Genomic DNA, 17,924 nt, shown 5'->3' with positions numbered 1-17,924 from the left:
GCGGCAAGGCCGCTTCGACCGACGATCCGACCTCTATTCCTGCTCTCGCTCATTCGAGAGCGCGCAGACGAGCTGTGATATTTCCGGGATGCCGTGGCGACGCCCTGGCGTGCCAGCCGCTTGATCTCCCGCAACATGGTGCGGCGCAATGATGATTGTATAGGTTTCGTCAATCCCTCAGCGGATCCAACACCATGCACTTGCTGTCGAAGCCGATGAAGAAGATTGACCACCATGGCGCCGATGCGGCGGTGAACCACGGCTGGCTTGCCGCAATGAGCCACCTTGAGCCCGGCGACGCCTGCACGGAGATGGGTTCGACACCGGAAGGAATACTCGCTGCCGACGCGGCCGCGCGGCTGAAGAAGCTCGGACCGAACCTCGTTGCGCGGGAACGCAAGCCAACCATTCCCGAGGAGATCTGGAATCGCGCGCGCAATCCGTTGAATGCGCTGCTCCTGACGCTGGCTGTGGTCTCCTATTTCCTGGGCGACGTACGCGCAGCAATTGTGATTGCTGCGATGGTCGTGCTGGCGATTACAACAGCCTTCATCCAGGAGCACCGCTCCAACGAGGCTGCAGCCCGGCTGCGGGCCATGGTTCACACCACCGCCAGTGTCAGACGCAGGCCCAGCCAATCGGATGATCCGTTCACCGAGATTCCTATCGATCATCTCGTGCCGGGGGATGTGGTGCGGCTCTCCGCCGGAGACATGATTCCGGCTGATCTGCGCCTGCTCGATGCCAGGGATCTGTTCGTCAATCAGGCCGTCTTGACGGGTGAATCCATGCCCGCCGAGAAGCACGGCAAATGCTGCACGTCAGAGCACGAGGACCCCCTCGACCTGCCGAATGTCTGCTTCATGGGAGCCAATGTTGTTTCGGGCTACGGCACCGGAGTGATCTTGCGAACCGGCCGAAGCACCTTCTTCGGCCAGCTTGCCCACGAGATTGCAGGCCGCCGCGTTCCGACCGCCTTCGACCAGGGCGTCAACAGGTTCACCTGGCTGATGATCCGCTTCATCCTCGTGATGGTCCCTGCCGTTTTCCTGATCAACGGCCTGACCAAGCACGATTGGCTGGAGGCGCTGCTTTTCGCGGTCGCGGTGGCCGTCGGCCTCACGCCCGAAATGCTGCCGATGATCGTGACGGTCAATCTCGCCAAGGGCGCGATCGCAATGTCGCGCAAGAAGGTGATCGTCAAGAGGCTGAATGCCATTCAGAATTTCGGGGCGATGGACGTGTTGTGCACCGACAAGACGGGCACCCTCACGCAGGATCGAATTATTCTCAAACGGCACATCGATATCGAGGGAAATGACTCGGATGAAGTGCTCCAATACGCGTTCTTGAACAGCCATTTCCAATCCGGGTTGAAGAACCTCCTCGACAAGGCGGTGCTTGCGCACGCCGAACTCGATCAACGATTGCGGGCTGACGGAGGCTATTCGAAAGTCGACGAAATCCCCTTTGACTTCACACGCCGGCGGCTTTCCGTGGTGGTCAGGCGCGATGGCACGAAGCATCTGCTGATCTGCAAGGGCGCGGTCGAGGAGATTTTCGCCGTCTGCTCGAACTACTCGCTGAATGGTGAGGTGGGCCGGCTCGACGAAACCCACTTTGAGACAGCCAAACAGCAGACCAGCGTCTTGAATTCCGACGGATTTCGTGTCGTTGCGGTGGCCTACAAGGAGATGGCCCCCTCGAAGACGGTGTATTCGGTCGAGGATGAGGCAGACCTGACGCTTCTCGGATACATCGCCTTTCTGGATCCCCCGAAAGAAAGCGCAAGGGAGGCCATCGCGGCGCTCGCGCGGAAAGGCGTTCAGATCAAGGTCCTCACCGGCGACAACGAGGTCATTACACGCAAGATCTGCCATGAGGTTCAACTGGAGCCAGGCGAAATTATGCTGGGCAACCGGATCGGCCAGATGAGCGATGCTGAACTGGCCGAGGTCGCCGACCGCACGACGGTTTTCGCCAAACTGAACCCGGAGCAGAAGGAAAGAGTGGTGCAGGCCCTTCACGCCAAGGGACACGTCGTCGGATTCCTCGGCGACGGTATCAACGATAGTCCAGCCCTGAAAGTCGCTGATGTCGGCATCTCGGTGGACACCGCGGTCGATATCGCAAAAGAATCGGCGGACATCATCCTGCTCGAAAAGAGCCTTCTCGTCCTTCAAGAGGGCGTAACGGAAGGTCGCAAGATCTTCGCGAATATCACCAAGTACATCAAGATGGGCGCGAGCTCGAACTTCGGGAACATGTTCAGCGTGCTCGGGGCAAGCATCTTCCTGCCGTTCCTGCCGATGGCGCCGATCCAGGTCCTGACCAACAATCTGCTTTATGACTTCTCGCAGACGACGATTCCGACCGACAATGTCGACGATGAGTATGTGGCTCTTCCGCGAAAGTGGGACATCGGCAACATCTTCAAGTTCATGATCTTCATCGGACCGATCAGCTCGATCTTTGACTACGCGACCTACGGCATGATGCTCTTTATCTTCGATGCCTGGAATAATCCGCATCTGTTTCAAACCGGCTGGTTTGTCGAATCGCTACTGACTCAGACCCTGATCATTCACATCATCAGAACCGCACGGATTCCGTTCGTCGAGAGCCACGCAAGTCCTGCGCTCATTGCGACGACAGTGATCATCTGCACGATCGGCATGACGTTGCCCTTTACCTGGGCCGGCGCCGCCCTGGGCTTCGTGCCACTGCCGTGGGCTTATTGGCCGCTGGTGGGAGCCCTGCTGCTGACGTACGCAATACTTACGCACTTTGTGAAGGTCTGGTTCACGCGAAGATGGGGCCTTTGACAGGCGTGCGTCGTGCGATCCAAGTTAGTCCGGCCGGCCAGAGCGCCGGGCCCCCTAGCGTCCCCAACGATCCTGCCAGATCTTCTCGCCGATCGCGCAGCTGATGCGCGGCGCTTTTTCGGCGATCGGAACCATCCGGTGTCCGGGTGTCCTGTCCGCGACCTCCCGGATCAACTTGGCGCGGATCGCCTCCTTGAAATTATCGCGATCCTTGATCGGCACCACAAAAGAGCCCGGGCCGCCGATGACACAATCCTCATAATACCAATCGAGATTGTCGATATCCATCGTCGAGTAGGATGGCTCCTTCACCATGACCGGCAGGCCATTGATGACGATCCCCTTCGCCAGCGCCTCATCGCGAACGGACGTGACCGGGGGACCGTTGTTGTTCGGGCCGTCGCCTGAAATGTCGATGACGCGGCGCAGTCCTCGGTACGGGTCCTGCTCGAACAGCGGCATCGCGAACAGGATGGCACCCGAGATCGAGGTACGCGACCCGCGCCGGACCGGCGTCTGCAGGATTTCGTTTGCGATGGCGTCAGCCGTCTCCGGCCCCTCGATCACGCGCCAGGGAATGATGATCTTCTGGTCGCTCGACGCGGACCATTCGAAATAGGTCAGGGAAATCCTGGCGTTCGGCCCCGTCCGCAGCGCCTGCAAGAATTCCGTGGAGGTGATGGCCTGAGCATATCCCTCGCGCTGAACGGCGAGTTCGTCCAGATCCATTGAATAGGAGACGTCGACAGCAATGACAAGCTCAACATCCACCGGGGTCGCGGCTTGCTTGTCTGCTACTTCGGATCTTTGGCCCGGCGCCGCAACGCTCGTGATATCGGCGCCAGCAAGCATGCCAGCGACCAGCACCGTTCCGATCGAGATACACCGTCGCATAGTGGACCTCCGCATCTTGAAACGATGGTGACACGCGAGCTGCGCCGCTGCAAAGCGGAAGTTATGCTGCTCACGTTGAAGTTAATGGCAGTGCAGCCACAATCATGACGGTATTTCCAAACGCCCCGCACGCCCGCCGATAATGCGCCCGAGGCGCCGTTCACCTGGGGTTGCGGTCCATCCATCACGAAAGGTGATGCCCCGCCTCTGGTCAATGCACGAAGCAAGACGTAGCCATCTGAGTATCCAATCTGGCTCAATCCAACCTGGCTCAATCCATGACGCAAAGGGCCAGCTGCTCGCGAAGCGAGATATGACCTGGCTCCTTGTTAAATCGCCGATGCCAGCTCGCGCTCAAGACGAAGCGTTCCATACTCTCGTCGATGAAGCCGCGAAATCCGCCGCCATCGCCACAACGATGTGCTCGATAGCGGCATATTCCTCAAAATATCTATACCTCGTATACGCGATATTGATTTCAAATTGATCCCGAGGTTCTGCATGAGGCGTGTGTGCGGCCATCACGCGGCAAGCGGATTTGAGGAGGACCCGGCGTCATGTTGGAGACTACGTATCGGCATCACGCATGGCGGATCTCATGGCGGGCGGCGGCGTTGGCCTGCGGGCTTCTGATATGCGGAGGCAGCGGTCCGCTCCCGGTCAGTTCGGCGTCAGCTGCGGCCCCCTTTGCGAAGGTTGCAGCGCCGGGCTTCTTTCGCACGATGTTGGGTCGCTTCGAAATCACCGCTCTTTATGACGGAGCGCAAGCTGTCGACCTGGTCAAGCTCCTCGATGAGCCCCCCACCAATACCGAAGTCGCCCTCAAGAGTGAGTTTCTGGAAAATCCCGTTCCGACATCCGTCAACGCCTTTCTCATCAACACCGGATCAAGGCTTGTTCTGGTGGATACCGGTGGAGCGGAATTTTTCGGCGGGCGGCTCGGCAAGCTCCAATCGAACCTTCGCGCCGCGGGTTACGAACCGGACCAGATCGACGACGTCCTGCTGACTCACATGCACCGGGACCATATCGGAGGCCTCGTGTTGAACGGTGCGCGCGCATTTCCGAATGCGATGATACACGCCGACAGACGCGAGTCGGACTATTGGCTGTCAAAGGACAATCTCGACAAGGCTCCGGACGGAGCGAAGGCCAGATTCCAAAGTGTGGTGGCCAGCCTCACGCCCTACATCGACGCCGGACGGTACCAACCGTTCGAAACTGACTCCGAAATCATCCCTGGAATCCGCTCGATCAGAAGCTACGGGCACACGGCGGGGCATACGGCCTACGCCGTCGAAAGCGAAGGGCAGCTTCTGTGGCTGACCGGCGATGAGATCGTAGCCGCTGCGGTACAGCTCGCAAATCCCGAGGTGGCGACCGCCTTCGATACGGACGGCGCTGCCGCCGCGACGACTCGCGAACACATGCTTGAGAATGCCGCAAAGCAAAGGGCATTGATCGGAGCCGCGCATCTGCCCTTTCCCGGGCTCGGGCACATCGGTACGAGGGGGGCCGAATGGCAATGGGTGCCGCTGGACTATTCGGCCGCCGCTCCATGACACGGCGCCGACATCGGCTGTCTATCGCGGCAGGAACGAAGATCGCTGCACCGCGTTCATCCGCATCTCGGAGGACCGCCCCAGATGAAACTTGTGTGGCATGCCGACAACCTTCTGGAAGTTGACTGGCTGCGTGATGTCTTAGGAGATCTGGTCGAGGAGGAATGCACGGACCTCGCGCTGACCTGCTTCGATGATGACTGCATTCATGTCGTCAGCAGCAATTCGCGACCACTGCCTGCATACGAAGACTACTTCCAAGAGTGCCGAGCGAGGTGCCGTCGCCTGGTGCTGCTTCATACCAGCGACGAATGGTTTTCGGGAGGCTACGCGCTCTACCGCCATTTCGACGCGGTGATCCGGAACTTCGCAACCGGACTGGCACGGCACGAGGGGATATGGACGATCCCGGAGGGGTATGCCAACGGCACGAGAACATCCGGCGCGGTGCGTCCGATCACGGAAAGACCTTACGTCTGGTCCTTTACCGGGGAGATCAAGGCCTCTCGAACCGACATGGCTGCCGCCTTCGCAGGGTTGGAGCCGAACTTCCTGACCGGCACCGCGTCCATTTACGGAAGCGGTGGCAGAAAACTGAGCAAGCCCGAGTTCGATGACGTTCTCGACAATACGATGTTTTCGCCTTGTCCGATGGGGAACGCCATTCTCGAGACGTGGCGGCTCTATGAGAGCCTCGAGCTCGGATGCATCCCGATCATCGAGACCAGAGCCTCGATCGACTATTTTACGCGGCTGTTCGGACCGCACCCCATCCCGTCATTCAGAAGCTGGGAGGCTGCTCGCACCTACGCGCAACATGCGCTCGCAGACAAATCTTCCCTGCTCCGGAAGCAGTCGGAGATTTCGAGCTGGTGGACGGCAAAAAAGCAGGACGTTCGAAAGCAGGTGCGTCGCGCGGCGACCGGCCCATCGCATCGTGCCGCCCTGCAAAGATTTGGCGCTCTCACCCGCAACCGCTACCCGCCGGTGCATGAACCTCTGCGTCTCCTGGAGCTCCTGCGCCATCAAAGCGGCGGCAGCCTGATGCGACGGATCAAGCGTCCCGGCGGTCCGCTCAGACGTATCGCGCGCGAGAGCTTGCGCAACCTTCGTGCTTGACAACCTTCGTCCCCGAGATGTCAGATTTCGCCGGTCCCGACCTGTAACTCTTCCGGAGATTTTTCGCGCGCGCTCTTGTTCCGCAGCGAAGAACTCAACGAATATAGACATTCCGCGTAGAGCACCGAGCCCGCTCCATAGACAATCACATAGGCGACGATGAAGGTGTCGATCGTCCAGTGAAGCAGCACCATCAGCGTGCTGACCAGCACCATGCCGCCGAGCGTGAGACATGATCGGCGGGCGAGCTCCCCGAACCGCCCCACGCCGATCAGCACGATCTGGCAAGTTGTCTGTACCAGCATGAAGGCGAACATCGCGCAGATCGCGATGCGCATGACCGGCGAGACGATCGCGTTGTGGTTCAGAATGAGGCCGAAGAGCCGTTCGCCGAACAGCGCGATCGCGAGGATGCCCGCCGTCATCGGCATCAATCCAATCATCACCCCTTTTGCTGTTGCCCGGACCAATCCGGCGGCATCCTCGTTGTGGACCGCGCGGGTCTGCTGGGGCAGGACGGTCTCGGCACCAATCAGATAGCTCATGACTGCGAAGCGGGTCACCTTGTAGAACATATCGAATGCGACAATCGCCATCGCATCGCCTGCCACGGCGAGCAGATAGTATGGGAAAACGCTGATGATGAAGTCGGTCAGCGACAGCAGGACAGTGGCCCCTACCCCGCGGATTTCATTCCGAAGCAAGCGCACTCCGTTGAGAAACGCGCCGCGTCTCGGCATGAAGCCATAGAGCCTTGCCAGCCCGAGCAGCCCGGCAATCGACAGCACCCATATCGCCAGGCTGATCGCGCTATACGACACAAACGAAAGGCCGAGGAGCATTGCCACGGTCACGGCCAGGAGCGCAACGCGCCTGCCCAGATCGACGGCTTCCGTCCATACGAAGCCATCCCTGGCATTGACGGCCACCCGAAGGGCCATGCGCGGCAAGGCGCAGACTGCGCCGGCAAAGATCAGGAGATATGCGAGGCCGTGAGGGGCGACCTTAAGGAGCCCCGCGGCGAGCGTGGCCGCCAAGATCATGACCGAAACAACGCCGATCGCGATGTACAGCGTCACGATGGTCGCAACCAGGTCCTGGTCGTCCTGGCTCGCGTCGTCTCTGTCGGCTTCCGCGAGATAGTGAGAGCGAAGTTTGAAGAATGTCAGCCCCGTGATCCCGAGGTCGCTCTGCACGACAAGCGCCGCCGTGGCCAGCAGGCTCGCGATCACGGCATAGGAATTGAGGCCGATCGTCCGGACCAGCACATACGCCAGGACGAAATTGGATATCGCCGTGAGCGCCGAATTGACTCCCTTCAGCGTGAAGAGTGCGAGCGAGCTGTGAGAGATCCGATTCAACCGGGAGCGGATCGTGCTGCTCAGATATGTCTCGGGGCCGGCAACTGGCCGGCTCAGCCCGGATTGAGACACCGTTCGCTCGCCCTCGCCCTTTGGGAGACGTTCGGAGTCGTTCGCGGTCCATGGCGGCCGGCCGGTCATCTCGTCCCCAGCGCCGGCACGAACATGTGGCCGGTCTCCTCGGGTGCACCTTCGCGCGCCTGATCTGTTGCGGGGGCTGTTTTGCCAAGCCAAACCACCAGAGCTGCGAGCTGCATCAGAATCGACGGATTCAGCAGGTAGCCACCGAGGAACAGGTAAGTATAGCCAAGCGCAAAACGCAGGCCTCGAGGTCCCCTGCAGAAGGCAACATAAAAGAACCTGACGTAAGCCAGCGCGCCCAGCAGGCCATATTCATAGATGACCTTCCCCCAGGTCGGATCGAAGGCGTAGAACGACAACAGCCTGAATTGCTCCTGCACCGTGCCCGGACCCCGTCCAAGGAAAAACGTCAGGTCGTTGGCGAACACCACTTCCTGCAGCACCCTGAACATCGACAGGAAGCGCGCCCAGCCGCTCGACTGCACATCCGAAAATTCACTGATTCGCCGCGTGAATGCATCGAGGGACAAGGCGTCACCAAACATGATCAGCACAAGGCCGAGCAGCGCCGCGAACACAAACAGCCGAGAGTGCCCGTGACGCAGGAAATAGAATGGAAGGAACAGCGCCAGCATCGTCAATCCGGTGCCTGAATAGCTGCACAAGAGGCCGGCGGTGAGGATAACCAGCCGGAGCGCCGTGGATCCGAGCACCAATTCGGCGACCAACGCAACAGCGAGAAATTGACAGAAGAAGGATGGCTCCAGGAAGAAGACCCCGTTGCTCTTGTACACGGGCGACGACCAGTAGAGCGGAATCAGCGAATTGTATCCGGCCACGGTCACGTTTTCCGGCAGGTGCTTGTCGAGAAAAAACGCGACGTCAGGTCCGACGACGAACTGTCCCACGAATTGCAGAACGCCGATCAGCGCGCAGACGCAGCCGACCGTTGAGAGAAAGCTCATCATGCGACGCTGAAAGTCCTCGGACGAGGCATTCCGGAAGACCAGCGGAAACTGCGCAACCACGAAGAACCCCAGCGACAGCGCGGACACATGCGGGCTGGGTGACAGCGCAGTGCTCAACGCTCCCAGCGAAACGAAAAGCGCATACCAGACCAACGCGGTCGTATTGATCTCGAGCACGCCCGCGAGAAAGGCGGCGATCGTCACAGCAGGAAACACGAAGAGGTTCAGCGGATATAACCCGCCGGTCCCAGGCAGCGCGATCTTTTGCAGAAAGACCGCGGACACAAGTGTAAGAGCGCAGACCGCAAAGCCCGACCGTGCGGCCAGACGCGCAGCCGCTCCTGCTGGCGCGACCTCCAGCATCAAGTTGCTTTCCTCGCAGCCTCGATGTGCCTCATGCGACAGGCCCCTGGCGGCGGAAGCGATAATCGGCCATCTCATAGTCGGCCATCTCATGGGCCGGCGTCCACTCGTCCGGCTCGGACGCAAATCGATCGCTGAGACGCTCGTCGACGTCTGGCTGCCGCCAGCGCTTATACGCGCGTCGACGCCGCGCGCTGATCGCTTCGAACATCACGCAAACAGCCGCCCCACCCACCAGCCCGATGACGGCGCCCAAGGCGACGAAAAGCGGCTTGGGCGGAAACACCGGCTCGGTGGGCGCCGTGGCGGATTGCGCGACCTTCACGTTCGAGAGCTTTTCGCTGGCATCCCAATCGGCGTTCATCTGGGCATCGGCAGCGCGGCCGACATTTGCTTCCATTACCTTGGATATCTGGTCGAGCTGGTCCTTGAGGCGGCTGAACTCCGCCGTGATCGACGACAGCTCGCTCAGCTTGTGCTCGACGTCAGCAACTGCCTCGGTCTGCGCCTTTTCCAGCGATCGCAGACCCACGATCTCCGAATTGAGGTTCACAAGCGACTGTGCGGTCTCCTGGAACACGCGCACCAACAGCAGGGGGGATTCATTTGCCGGCACCTTGTTGGTGTCGGTCAACGCGTCGCTATTCCCAGCGGGAACGTTCTGTTTAGGGCCCGTGATCTCGCCAGGAAGCGAGATTCGGCGACGGAGCTGTGTCAACGTGTTCTGGAAGGTCGCGGCCTGCGCTTCCTTCTCTGCGATCGAGCCGCGCGTCTTTGCCAGCGCGACCAGCGCATTGTCGCGCCGCGTGAGCGCAAGCTCAGTCTCCTGGCTCACCGAGTAGGTCGAATGCTTCTGTGCAAAATCGCTCAGCTCGGCGGAGGCACGCTTGTACTCGTCGCGGTAGCGCGCAGCCTGCTGGCGAAAGAAGGCCGGCGCTTCGGCATTGCCGCTGAGATCAGCCTGGCGCTGGAGAAAGTCACGTACCACGAGGCCCAGGAACTGTTCGGCAATCTTCGGGTCTTCATGCCGGAACGTCAGAGACAATATCTGCGAGTCTTTCTCGAGCGTCACCGCGAGGCGCTTCTTGACCTTCAACAGCGCGCGATCGGCATCGGAACGCTCTTCATCAGGCTTCCTGGGTCGAACCGAATCCAGCATGGGTCTGACCGGATCAAGAACTCTCGAAATCGTTGTCGACAGTTCAGGAGGCAAGATATCCAGAGCATGCCACGAGGTCGTCTGCTTCCGGTCAGGAAACAGGCGTTGCGCGCCAAATTCGCCGATCGCCTGCCGAAGCACGTCTTCGCTATTGATGATGTAGATCTGCGAATTCAGCTGGTAGCGGAGCGTGTCGGGAAACTGAGCCTGTTGCCGCTGCGCCCGGTCAAGGGTGGTCATCAACAAGGCTTCTGACTGGAACATCGGCGTCACCGCGAAGGTGAAGCCGATTGCGCCGGCGACGATCAAGGCGAAGACCGTCAGGAATGTGAGCCGTCTGGCCCAAACAATCTTGCTGAGTAGGCTGAACGACATGCACGTCTCGCGGTTAGTAGGCCTTGGGCAGGTGCGAAAGAGGCATGTGGCAAGTGCGAAATGGCGCCTTGGTTCCAAAATTTGTTGGCCGAAGCGACCAGATCGGCTGCGTCCACATGCCGAAAAAAAACGCTCACAGGAATGGGATTTCCTCATGTTTCTGCGCACCTCGATTGCCGCTTTATTGTTGGTCTGGTTCGGCACCCCATGCTCTGCGGGCAGTCCGGCGCTCGGCGCTTACGTCGGGAACAGCACGTCCAACTCGCAGCAATTCGAGAGTTGGCTCGGCAGACCGGTCGATCAGATCCCGGCGCACACCGGACGCACGGACTGGAACGACTGGATCAACAGCATCAGCTGGTCAGTGCAGCTCTGGTCGCCGCTCAACAAGCCGATCTGCTGGACCATTCCGCTGTTTGCCGACGGCGGGTCTTTGTCGGAGGCCGCGGCCGGCGCGTATCAAGCTTCCTACGTTCGGGCGGCACAAATGCTGGCGGTCACTCGACCGTCGGACGCCGTGATCTACGTGCGAACAGGAGAGGAATTCAACGGAAACTGGATGCCGTGGTCGGCAGCGGGACACGAGCAGGATTTCGTCAAGGCGTATCGAAACTTCGTCGCGGCCTTCCGTTCAGTGTCTGACCGCTTTCGCTTCGAATGGAACGTCAATGTCCGCGAAACGCGCATGAACCCGGCCGATGCCTATCCCGGCGATGATGACGTCGACGTCATCGGAATGGACTTCTACTACAACATCCAATGGAACCCGACGGATCCCATCAAGGCATGGGATGAAATGGTCAACAGCCAATATGGCCTGCAATGGCTCGAGGATTTCGCCTCGGCCCACAAGAAGCCATCGGCCTATCCGGAATGGGGCGTGAACTCTGACAGGGCCGGCCCCTACATTGCGAAGGCCGCGCAATGGTTCTCGGATCACAATGTGCTGTATCAAAACGTCTGGAATTCGAATGACGCTTTCCCGGGCAAGCTCAGCGATGGGCAATATCCCAATGCAGCGGCGGCCTATATCGCCGCATTCGGCGCAACGACGTCGGGTGCCAACATGCGCGCGAGCCCTAACAGGTGAGCGACGTTTGACGCCGAATGCTAACGCAGAACCTCGTCAGACACAGGGATCTGAGGTCTTTTGGAAACTGAGACCCGCAATGCGCGGTAAACGAAGCCGGCTGCCCAACTTTGATGCATAATCATCGCGGCAGGACCGGCCGCACATCCGGCCGGATCGCGCTGTGATACTGCCAAATATAGTCCTCCGGTCAGGCACGCCCCCGCGTAGGCCAAACTCGGCAGAAAGAACAGCCATCCAAAAGCAACACCCGAAGCCACGCTGAGCATGTTCATTCCAAGCGCACCCAAGGGCAGCAATTGCCTGGCTTTCGGTCGACGGCGGTGCTTGAGCATTGTCCTTGCGCGGCCGGAGCCATGGTTGAAATATTGGCGGGCGAGCGCGCCGAGAGAGCTGCGCGGAAAATAGCTGATGGCGAGCTCCGTGCACAGCCAGATCTGCGCACCTGAATTCCTCAGCCGGACATCAAGCTCAGCATCTTCATTGTGGGTGAAACTCTCATCATAGCCGCCGATGGCCAGGAACGTCCTGCGCGCGAAAGCGGCATGGTGACCATGATCCACATAGCACGAGCGATTTCCGACCCGGTGCGACGCCCCGCCATTTCCCAAACGACTGTTCTGCGCAGCGGCTATCCCACGCTGCAGAAAGCTCGTTCCGCGCGTGCGCATCGGCACCACGACGGATGCCGCGTCCCGCTCTCTCAGCTCTCGCACCAGCCCGGCAACAAAGCCGGGCGGGTACTCGGCATGCGAGTCGGCGCGAATGATGATTTCGGAGTCCGGTCTGGCCAATATTGCGCCACGATTGAGCGCGGCCGATTGGTAGCGCGCCGGATTCATCTCCAGCCGAATTCTCGGATTGAGCCTCGCCAATTCTTCAACGATCAACGCTGTGTGATCGGTGCTGCCGCCATCGAGCACGATCAGCTCATAGTCGAGGCCTTCGCCCTCCGGAATCAGTGAACTGATCGCCTGCCGAATGTATTTCTCCTCATTCAGCGTTGGAACGATTATCGTGACGGACGGTTCAGGTGGCATGAGATGATCCCGAAGCGGAACTCAGGTTGACCTACGCAAACGCGCCAGTGTTTGCGATGGGGTCGGTGTCACGGGGCACAATGCTGATCAGTTATCCAGGTTCCAATCGATGAATGGCCCGGCTGCGTTCGATGTCGTTCAGCAACGGCTTGGACTGGGCTGCGCACGTCTCGGCTCCGTTCTCGGCCGCGATCGAGCCAATGCTTTCACGCTGATTCAAGCAGCATATGATCGCGGCATTCGCTTCTTCGACACGGCGAACATCTACGGCCAGGGCGAAAGCGAACGCATCCTGGGCGCGGCGCTCGGCAGCCGACGCAAGCGCGTCACCCTCGTGACGAAGGCGGGACAATATTTTCCTGCATGGATGCGCATCGCCAAACCGCTGAAAAGCACCGTCGCGCCCCTGATCCGTCGAAGCGGCGCCGGTCGTCACCTGATTTCAAAAGCGCGCGAGGCACCCTTGCCGCAGAATTTCTCCGATCACGGTCTCCGCGCATCCATCGACGCCAGTCTCCGGCGACTGAACACCGACTACGCGGACATTCTTCTCCTGCACAGCCCGCCCGCGGACGTGATCGCCAGGGGTGACGCGCTTGGCTTGCTGGACAAAATGCGTGACGCTGGCAAGGCCATCAAAATCGGCATCTCGTGTGAAGACGTCCAGACAGGTTTGCTTGCATTGGACGATCCGCGCGTCGACGCCGTCGAGCTCCCGTTGTGGCCGCCCACGGAGATGACGGATCGCTTCCTTGATCGCGCGCGACGTCAGGCCGTGTTCGTCATCGGCCGCGGCCTGATCAACACTGCACAGCCAGCCAGCAGCAACGATCGATGGTCGGCCGCCCAGGCGGCGCTCACAGCCTCACTGGCGCGGAGTGAAATCAGCCGCGTGCTCATCGGCACGACCCGTCTTGCGCATCTCGATCAGGTGCTGGATGCCGTTCGGAGAGCGGAAACGTCGTGTTCATAGATGGACGTCAGATTCCTTCGGGATCGGACCTCGACACGGAGGTCTGCATCATCGGCGGCGGCCCTGCGGGCATCGCAATCGCGCGCGAATTGTTGGGAGCGTCACGTTCGGTCATTCTGATCGAAAGCGGAGGATGGCGGCCCAACAGGCTGACCCAGAGCCTCAATGCAGCCGAACTTGCTCCCGACAGCCGGCATCCGCCGCCGGAGATGTATCGGGAGCGGCGCTTCGGCGGTTCTTCCACGATCTGGGGAGGCCGCTGCGTCCCGCTGACACGAAGCGATTTCGAACCGCGATCTCACGTCGCCAACAGCGGCTGGCCGATTTCATACGACGACATGGTTCCGTACTATTTGAGGGCACTGACGTACTGCGAAGCCGGCGAGTTTGCATTTGACCCAACCTGCCTGGATGCGCCGGGGCCGCTCATCGACGGATTTGACAATGAAGCGATCATGGTCGGACTAGAGCGCTTCAGTCCACCGACCGACTTCGGCCGGCGTTTCAAATCGGATTTGATTGGATCGCCCACACACCGGATCTTGCTGGAATCGACCTGCGTCCGCTTATCGAGCGATGCCTCCAGCCGCGCGGTGGACGCTGTCGAATGCACGACCATCGCGGGCAACCATTTCCGGATTCGCGCGACATACGTGGTGGTCGCGGCCGGCGGATTGGAATCCGTGCGTCTGTTGGCGGCATCCAAGCTTGCCAATTCGAGTGGAACGCTCGGCCGGTACTACATGTCGCACCTCGAAGGCACCTTGGGATGGCTGCAGGTCGCCCCAGGACGCCAGGTTGCCTGGAACTTCGCGCGAACACGCGATGGCATTTATGCCAAGCATCATCTTCGACTGTCCAACGAGATCCAGCAGCGCCATCGGCTGCGGAACATGATCTTCCGCCTCCACCATGCGAATCCCATGGATCCCCAGCATGGTGATCCAGTGTTGTCGTTGATGTACATCGCCAAGCGATTCATCCTTCCCGAGTATCGCCGCAAGATTTCCACGGTCGAACTGGAGTCGTTGGATCGATTGCCAAAAGGGCGCGCGCTGACCGCCCGTCACGTCGCCAACGTCGCCAAGAACCCGTGGCCGTTGATCAAATTCCTGAGCTCCTGGGTCTACAAGCGTCACGCCTGCTATCGCCGCATCCCCTATGTGGCGCTGTACTCGAAGGCCGGCTCCTACCCGCTCGACTACAATGCGGAGCAGACGCCCTCATACGAAAGTCGGCTTTCTCTCACCCATGAGAAGGACCGCTTTGGCGTTCCCAGGCTTCACATCGATTGGCGGGTCTGTCCCGATGATCTCGCCTCGATCGCGGCAAGCTACCGGCAGGTGCACAGCATCCTGGCCGAGACGGGCGTCGCTGCGGTCGTCTATGACGAAAACCTCCTGGACGAAAGCGTGAAGCAGACCATCCCGGTCGGCGGGCATCACATCGGCACCGCGCGGATGAGCGATGATCCGAAATACGGGGTCGTCAACCCGCAGTGCCGGACGCATGATCTCGAAAATCTCTATTTGGCCGGAAGCGCGGTGTTCCCGACCAGCGGCTCTGCCAACCCCACGCTGACGATCGTCGCATTGGCGATCCGCATCGCCGATCACCTCAAAAGCGCCTTGCGGAGTGCCACGTGACGATATCGATCCTTTGGCTTGGGCGAACGATGCCCATTCCACTCAATGCGGGCGATCGTATCTATTCTGCTCAGCTCGCCGGAGCGGTCGCGCGCCAGGGGGCGAATGTCGCTTTTCTGGGTCTGCAAAATCCCGACGATCAAACCGGCAGCCTCGCTCATCTCGAGCCTCGGGTGCGCTGGAACGTGGTGCCTGGCGCTCCCAACGCGAAGCTGCTCGCGTTAGCAAGCAACCTTCCGATGGTGGGAGCGCGATTTGCGACCAAGAACTACCGGGCCACGATCGCGCAGGAACTTGAGACGACCGACTATGACGTCGTGGTCTTGGATCAATATGGAATGAGCTGGGCGGTTGCTGACATCAGACAAATCGCCCGGAATCGTCCGGTCCTGGTTCATGTGTCGCATGACTTTGAGACCAGGGTCACCGATCAAATCGCCAACAATTTTTCCGGCGACATGATTCGCAAATTCCTGCTCAAGCAGAATGCGCGGAAGACGCGCCTCGCGGAACAGTGTCTCGCACGTTCCTGCGATTTTCTGGTGACCCTGACGGATGAGGACCGCGCTGCGTTCAATGACATCAATCCCACGCTCGGCTGTGTCGTTCTGCCGCCGGGCTATGCCGGGACCAGGCAGCGCGCCCGCGCCCTGGACAAGACGGTGCCGCGGCGTGCGATCATTGTCGGTTCCTTCAGCTGGATCGCCAAACAGATGAACCTCGAGCGAATGCTGGAAGCGGCGAGCGGCACCTTCACGCAGCATCGCATCGAGCTTCATGTCGTCGGCATCATACCGGAGCCGCTTCTGTCGCGTTTACGGCTGCGGTTCCCCTGGGTCGTATTTCGCGGCTTCGTCGATGATCTCGGCGAAGAATTTCGAAATGCGCGGATTGCCTTGGTTCCAGAGGAGATCGGCGGCGGGTTCAAGCTCAAGATCTTGGACTACATCTTCTCGCGCGTGCCGGTCGCCGCCGTTGAGGCAGCGCTCGGTGGAATTCCCAAGCAGCTGAAGAGCCACTTCATCGTCGAGAACAGCGTTAGCAAGCTGCTGGCAAGCGTTGCAGCCATGATGGACGACGTCGACGCTCTCGACAGGAGGCAGAGTCTTGCCTTCGAGGTGGCGGATGGTCTGTTCAACTGGGACGCCAACGGGCGTCGCCTGCTGGACAAGTTGGAGTGCGCTCTCGGCGCGAGGCCGATCAAAAAGTCATCTCAGATCTGGGCCGCGCCCAGTCCAGCGCATCGTTCTGCCTGAGCGGATTCCGGTCGCGCACGTTCCGGCGCCGATATTCGCTTCCTCTGGGAACGACGGTCTGAAGTTCCTGACATGAACTTGTCGCAAGTGAGCTCGAGTAAGCCAAGGACTCTCAAGCGGCCGAACCTGATTGGTCGGTCGCGACGCCTACGATCAAAGTTCACGTACTACTCACGATTCATCTACTTCTCACAATTCATCTACTTCACGTGCACAACAACCGATCACGCTGATGCCTAATTGGGCGAGCGAATGGCTTTTTTCTGGTGACTTCCAGGACGCGAGGAACCGTCGCACAAATTTGGGAAAAATTGGAACGATGATTAGCAAAACGATTTTGTTCGCATTGCAGCATTCACCTGTGCGTCGGAGTGCCCACTCATGAATGGAATGGCAAAAGCGAATAGGGTCGATGAAGACACACTATTTGTTTTGGTGCAGACCACCCATCCGATAGGCCTCGCTTCCAAGCGGGTCACAGACATCATTTTGGCGTTGGGCGGCATCGTTCTGCTCGCGCCATTTCTGGTGATCTGTTGCTTGGCGACGGCCCTGTTCTCCCCCGGCCCCGTGCTGTTCCGACACAAGCGCGTCGGGTTCAATGGAAAGCAGTTCGATTGCCTGAAATTTCGCACCATGGCGACGAATGCATCCGAACGCTTGCGCCGGCATCTTGAATCGGATCCCGCCGCCGCGGCGGAATGGATCGCGACGAGAAAGTTGCGCAACGATCCGCGTGTGACCGCCGTTGGCGCCTTGTTACGGAAATCCAGCCTGGATGAGCTGCCGCAACTCTTCAACGTCCTCAAGGGCGATATGAGCATTGTGGGACCGCGACCGGTGACGGAGGAAGAGCTGGGCCGATACTCCGACGCCCTCAACGCATATTATGCGTGTCGTCCCGGGATCACCGGGCTTTGGCAGGTCAGCGGGCGGAGCAGCACGACCTTCCAACGGCGCGTCGTCCTCGACAGCTATTATGCGCACAACTGGTCGATGATCCTCGACGCCAAGATCATCATGGCAACGATTCCGGCGGTCTGTTTCTCGAACACGGCCTATTGACGTGTAGCTGGCACGAAACGCACGTCCTCGCTTCATCTGCGCCGCTGACCGGCTGAGCCACAATCGATCGGTCCGGCGAAACGAGGCGTAAGCCGCCTGCAAAGTTCAGCCGCCAAGCACTCGCCCTCAGTCGGCCGGTCGCGAATC

Annotated in this window: 14 protein-coding genes and 1 pseudogene; 9 read left to right on the top strand and 6 right to left on the bottom strand. The window is 59.9% G+C overall.

Annotation, left to right across the window (positions count from 1 at the left end; genetic code table 11):
• Positions 1–194 precede the first annotated feature (194 nt).
• Entirely contained in the window at positions 195–2,825 is a 2,631-nt protein-coding gene (gene mgtA, locus ACQR1W_RS21295) for a magnesium-translocating P-type ATPase (protein ID WP_434852632.1), read from the top strand.
• A 54-nt stretch (positions 2,826–2,879) separates the two neighbouring features.
• Here the strand turns inward: mgtA and ACQR1W_RS21290 are convergent, their stop codons facing one another.
• Entirely contained in the window at positions 2,880–3,719 is an 840-nt protein-coding gene (locus ACQR1W_RS21290; protein ID WP_434852631.1) for a DUF1194 domain-containing protein, read from the bottom strand.
• A 722-nt stretch (positions 3,720–4,441) separates the two neighbouring features.
• Here ACQR1W_RS21290 and ACQR1W_RS21285 point away from each other — a divergent pair.
• Both ACQR1W_RS21285 and ACQR1W_RS21280 read left to right on the top strand, forming a co-directional pair.
• Entirely contained in the window at positions 4,442–5,281 is an 840-nt protein-coding gene (locus ACQR1W_RS21285; RefSeq protein ID WP_434852630.1) for an MBL fold metallo-hydrolase, read from the top strand.
• Positions 5,282–5,365: 84 nt separating this feature from the next.
• Positions 5,366–6,400: a hypothetical protein gene (locus tag ACQR1W_RS21280; RefSeq protein ID WP_434852629.1), complete on the top strand. Its 1,035-nt coding sequence runs from the start codon at positions 5,366–5,368 to the stop codon at positions 6,398–6,400.
• 20 nt (positions 6,401–6,420) lie between these two features.
• Here ACQR1W_RS21280 and ACQR1W_RS21275 read toward each other — a convergent pair whose 3' ends face one another.
• The 3 genes from ACQR1W_RS21275 to ACQR1W_RS21265 form a co-directional block, all read right to left on the bottom strand.
• Positions 6,421–7,761 carry a hypothetical protein gene (locus tag ACQR1W_RS21275; RefSeq protein WP_434852628.1) on the bottom strand — a complete coding sequence of 447 codons (1,341 nt, stop codon included), beginning with the start codon at positions 7,759–7,761 and terminating at the stop codon, positions 6,421–6,423.
• Between the two features lie 137 nt (positions 7,762–7,898).
• On the bottom strand, positions 7,899–9,173 hold the full coding sequence (locus ACQR1W_RS21270) for a hypothetical protein (protein WP_434852627.1): 1,275 nt from the start codon (positions 9,171–9,173) through the stop codon (positions 7,899–7,901).
• Between the two features lie 31 nt (positions 9,174–9,204).
• The gene (locus ACQR1W_RS21265; RefSeq protein ID WP_434852626.1) at positions 9,205–10,911 is read right to left on the bottom strand and encodes a GumC family protein; all 1,707 of its coding nucleotides are present in this window, start codon (positions 10,909–10,911) and stop codon (positions 9,205–9,207) included.
• Here ACQR1W_RS21265 and ACQR1W_RS21260 point away from each other — a divergent pair.
• Complete coding sequence (locus ACQR1W_RS21260; RefSeq protein WP_434852625.1) at positions 10,862–11,797, top strand: glycosyl hydrolase; 936 nt, start codon at positions 10,862–10,864, stop codon at positions 11,795–11,797. The genes ACQR1W_RS21265 and ACQR1W_RS21260 overlap by 50 nt on opposite strands.
• A gap of 20 nt (positions 11,798–11,817) precedes the next feature.
• Here the strand turns inward: ACQR1W_RS21260 and ACQR1W_RS21255 are convergent, their stop codons facing one another.
• The gene (locus ACQR1W_RS21255; RefSeq protein ID WP_434852624.1) at positions 11,818–12,837 is read right to left on the bottom strand and encodes a glycosyltransferase family 2 protein; all 1,020 of its coding nucleotides are present in this window, start codon (positions 12,835–12,837) and stop codon (positions 11,818–11,820) included.
• Positions 12,838–12,946: 109 nt separating this feature from the next.
• Between ACQR1W_RS21255 and ACQR1W_RS21250 the strand changes: the two genes are divergently transcribed.
• Together ACQR1W_RS21250 and ACQR1W_RS21245 are read left to right on the top strand one after the other, a co-directional pair.
• Positions 12,947–13,810: an aldo/keto reductase gene (locus ACQR1W_RS21250; protein ID WP_434852623.1), complete on the top strand. Its 864-nt coding sequence runs from the start codon at positions 12,947–12,949 to the stop codon at positions 13,808–13,810.
• The gene (locus ACQR1W_RS21245) at positions 13,801–15,456 is read left to right on the top strand and encodes a GMC oxidoreductase (protein WP_434852622.1); all 1,656 of its coding nucleotides are present in this window, start codon (positions 13,801–13,803) and stop codon (positions 15,454–15,456) included. Before ACQR1W_RS21250 ends, ACQR1W_RS21245 begins: the two co-directional genes overlap by 10 nt.
• Here the strand turns inward: ACQR1W_RS21245 and ACQR1W_RS21240 are convergent.
• Positions 15,423–15,617, bottom strand: a complete 195-nt coding sequence (locus ACQR1W_RS21240; RefSeq protein ID WP_434852995.1) for a hypothetical protein — start codon at positions 15,615–15,617, stop codon at positions 15,423–15,425. The two genes, ACQR1W_RS21245 and ACQR1W_RS21240, sit on opposite strands and share 34 nt — an antisense overlap.
• Between ACQR1W_RS21240 and ACQR1W_RS21235 the strand changes: the two are divergent.
• The 3 genes and pseudogenes from ACQR1W_RS21235 to ACQR1W_RS21225 all read left to right on the top strand — a co-directional run.
• A pseudogene (locus ACQR1W_RS21235) lies at positions 15,573–15,983 on the top strand (glycosyltransferase); the annotation flags it as partial. The gene ACQR1W_RS21240 and the pseudogene ACQR1W_RS21235 sit on opposite strands and share 45 nt — an antisense overlap.
• Before the next feature lie 201 nt (positions 15,984–16,184).
• Positions 16,185–16,712: a glycosyltransferase family 4 protein gene (locus ACQR1W_RS21230; protein WP_434852974.1), complete on the top strand. Its 528-nt coding sequence runs from the start codon at positions 16,185–16,187 to the stop codon at positions 16,710–16,712.
• A gap of 381 nt (positions 16,713–17,093) precedes the next feature.
• The gene (locus ACQR1W_RS21225) at positions 17,094–17,777 is read left to right on the top strand and encodes a sugar transferase (RefSeq protein WP_434852621.1); all 684 of its coding nucleotides are present in this window, start codon (positions 17,094–17,096) and stop codon (positions 17,775–17,777) included.
• Positions 17,778–17,924 lie beyond the last annotated feature (147 nt).

The sequence above is a fragment of the Bradyrhizobium sp. HKCCYLS1011 genome (assembly GCF_051167795.1).
Classification (GTDB): Bacteria; Pseudomonadota; Alphaproteobacteria; order Rhizobiales; family Xanthobacteraceae; genus Bradyrhizobium.
The sequence above is the reverse complement of the archived record's forward strand: the minus strand, read 5'-3'. Positions and strand labels throughout refer to the sequence as shown.

What these genes read in the sequence shown, in the direction of transcription:
- ACQR1W_RS21230 (WP_434852974.1), top strand. Translation starts at nt 16,185, where the DNA reads ATGCTGGAAGCGGCGAGCGGCACCTTCACGCAGCATCGCATCGAGCTT.
- ACQR1W_RS21270 (WP_434852627.1), bottom strand. Translation starts at nt 9,173, where the DNA reads ATGCTGGAGGTCGCGCCAGCAGGAGCGGCTGCGCGTCTGGCCGCACGG.
- ACQR1W_RS21225 (WP_434852621.1), top strand. Translation starts at nt 17,094, where the DNA reads ATGAATGGAATGGCAAAAGCGAATAGGGTCGATGAAGACACACTATTT.
- ACQR1W_RS21260 (WP_434852625.1), top strand. Translation starts at nt 10,862, where the DNA reads ATGTTTCTGCGCACCTCGATTGCCGCTTTATTGTTGGTCTGGTTCGGC.
- ACQR1W_RS21240 (WP_434852995.1), bottom strand. Translation starts at nt 15,617, where the DNA reads ATGAGCGAGGCTGCCGGTTTGATCGTCGGGATTTTGCAGACCCAGAAA.
- ACQR1W_RS21285 (WP_434852630.1), top strand. Translation starts at nt 4,442, where the DNA reads ATGTTGGGTCGCTTCGAAATCACCGCTCTTTATGACGGAGCGCAAGCT.
- ACQR1W_RS21280 (WP_434852629.1), top strand. Translation starts at nt 5,366, where the DNA reads ATGAAACTTGTGTGGCATGCCGACAACCTTCTGGAAGTTGACTGGCTG.
- ACQR1W_RS21255 (WP_434852624.1), bottom strand. Translation starts at nt 12,837, where the DNA reads ATGCCACCTGAACCGTCCGTCACGATAATCGTTCCAACGCTGAATGAG.
- ACQR1W_RS21290 (WP_434852631.1), bottom strand. Translation starts at nt 3,719, where the DNA reads ATGCGACGGTGTATCTCGATCGGAACGGTGCTGGTCGCTGGCATGCTT.
- ACQR1W_RS21250 (WP_434852623.1), top strand. Translation starts at nt 12,947, where the DNA reads ATGAATGGCCCGGCTGCGTTCGATGTCGTTCAGCAACGGCTTGGACTG.
- mgtA (WP_434852632.1), top strand. Translation starts at nt 195, where the DNA reads ATGCACTTGCTGTCGAAGCCGATGAAGAAGATTGACCACCATGGCGCC.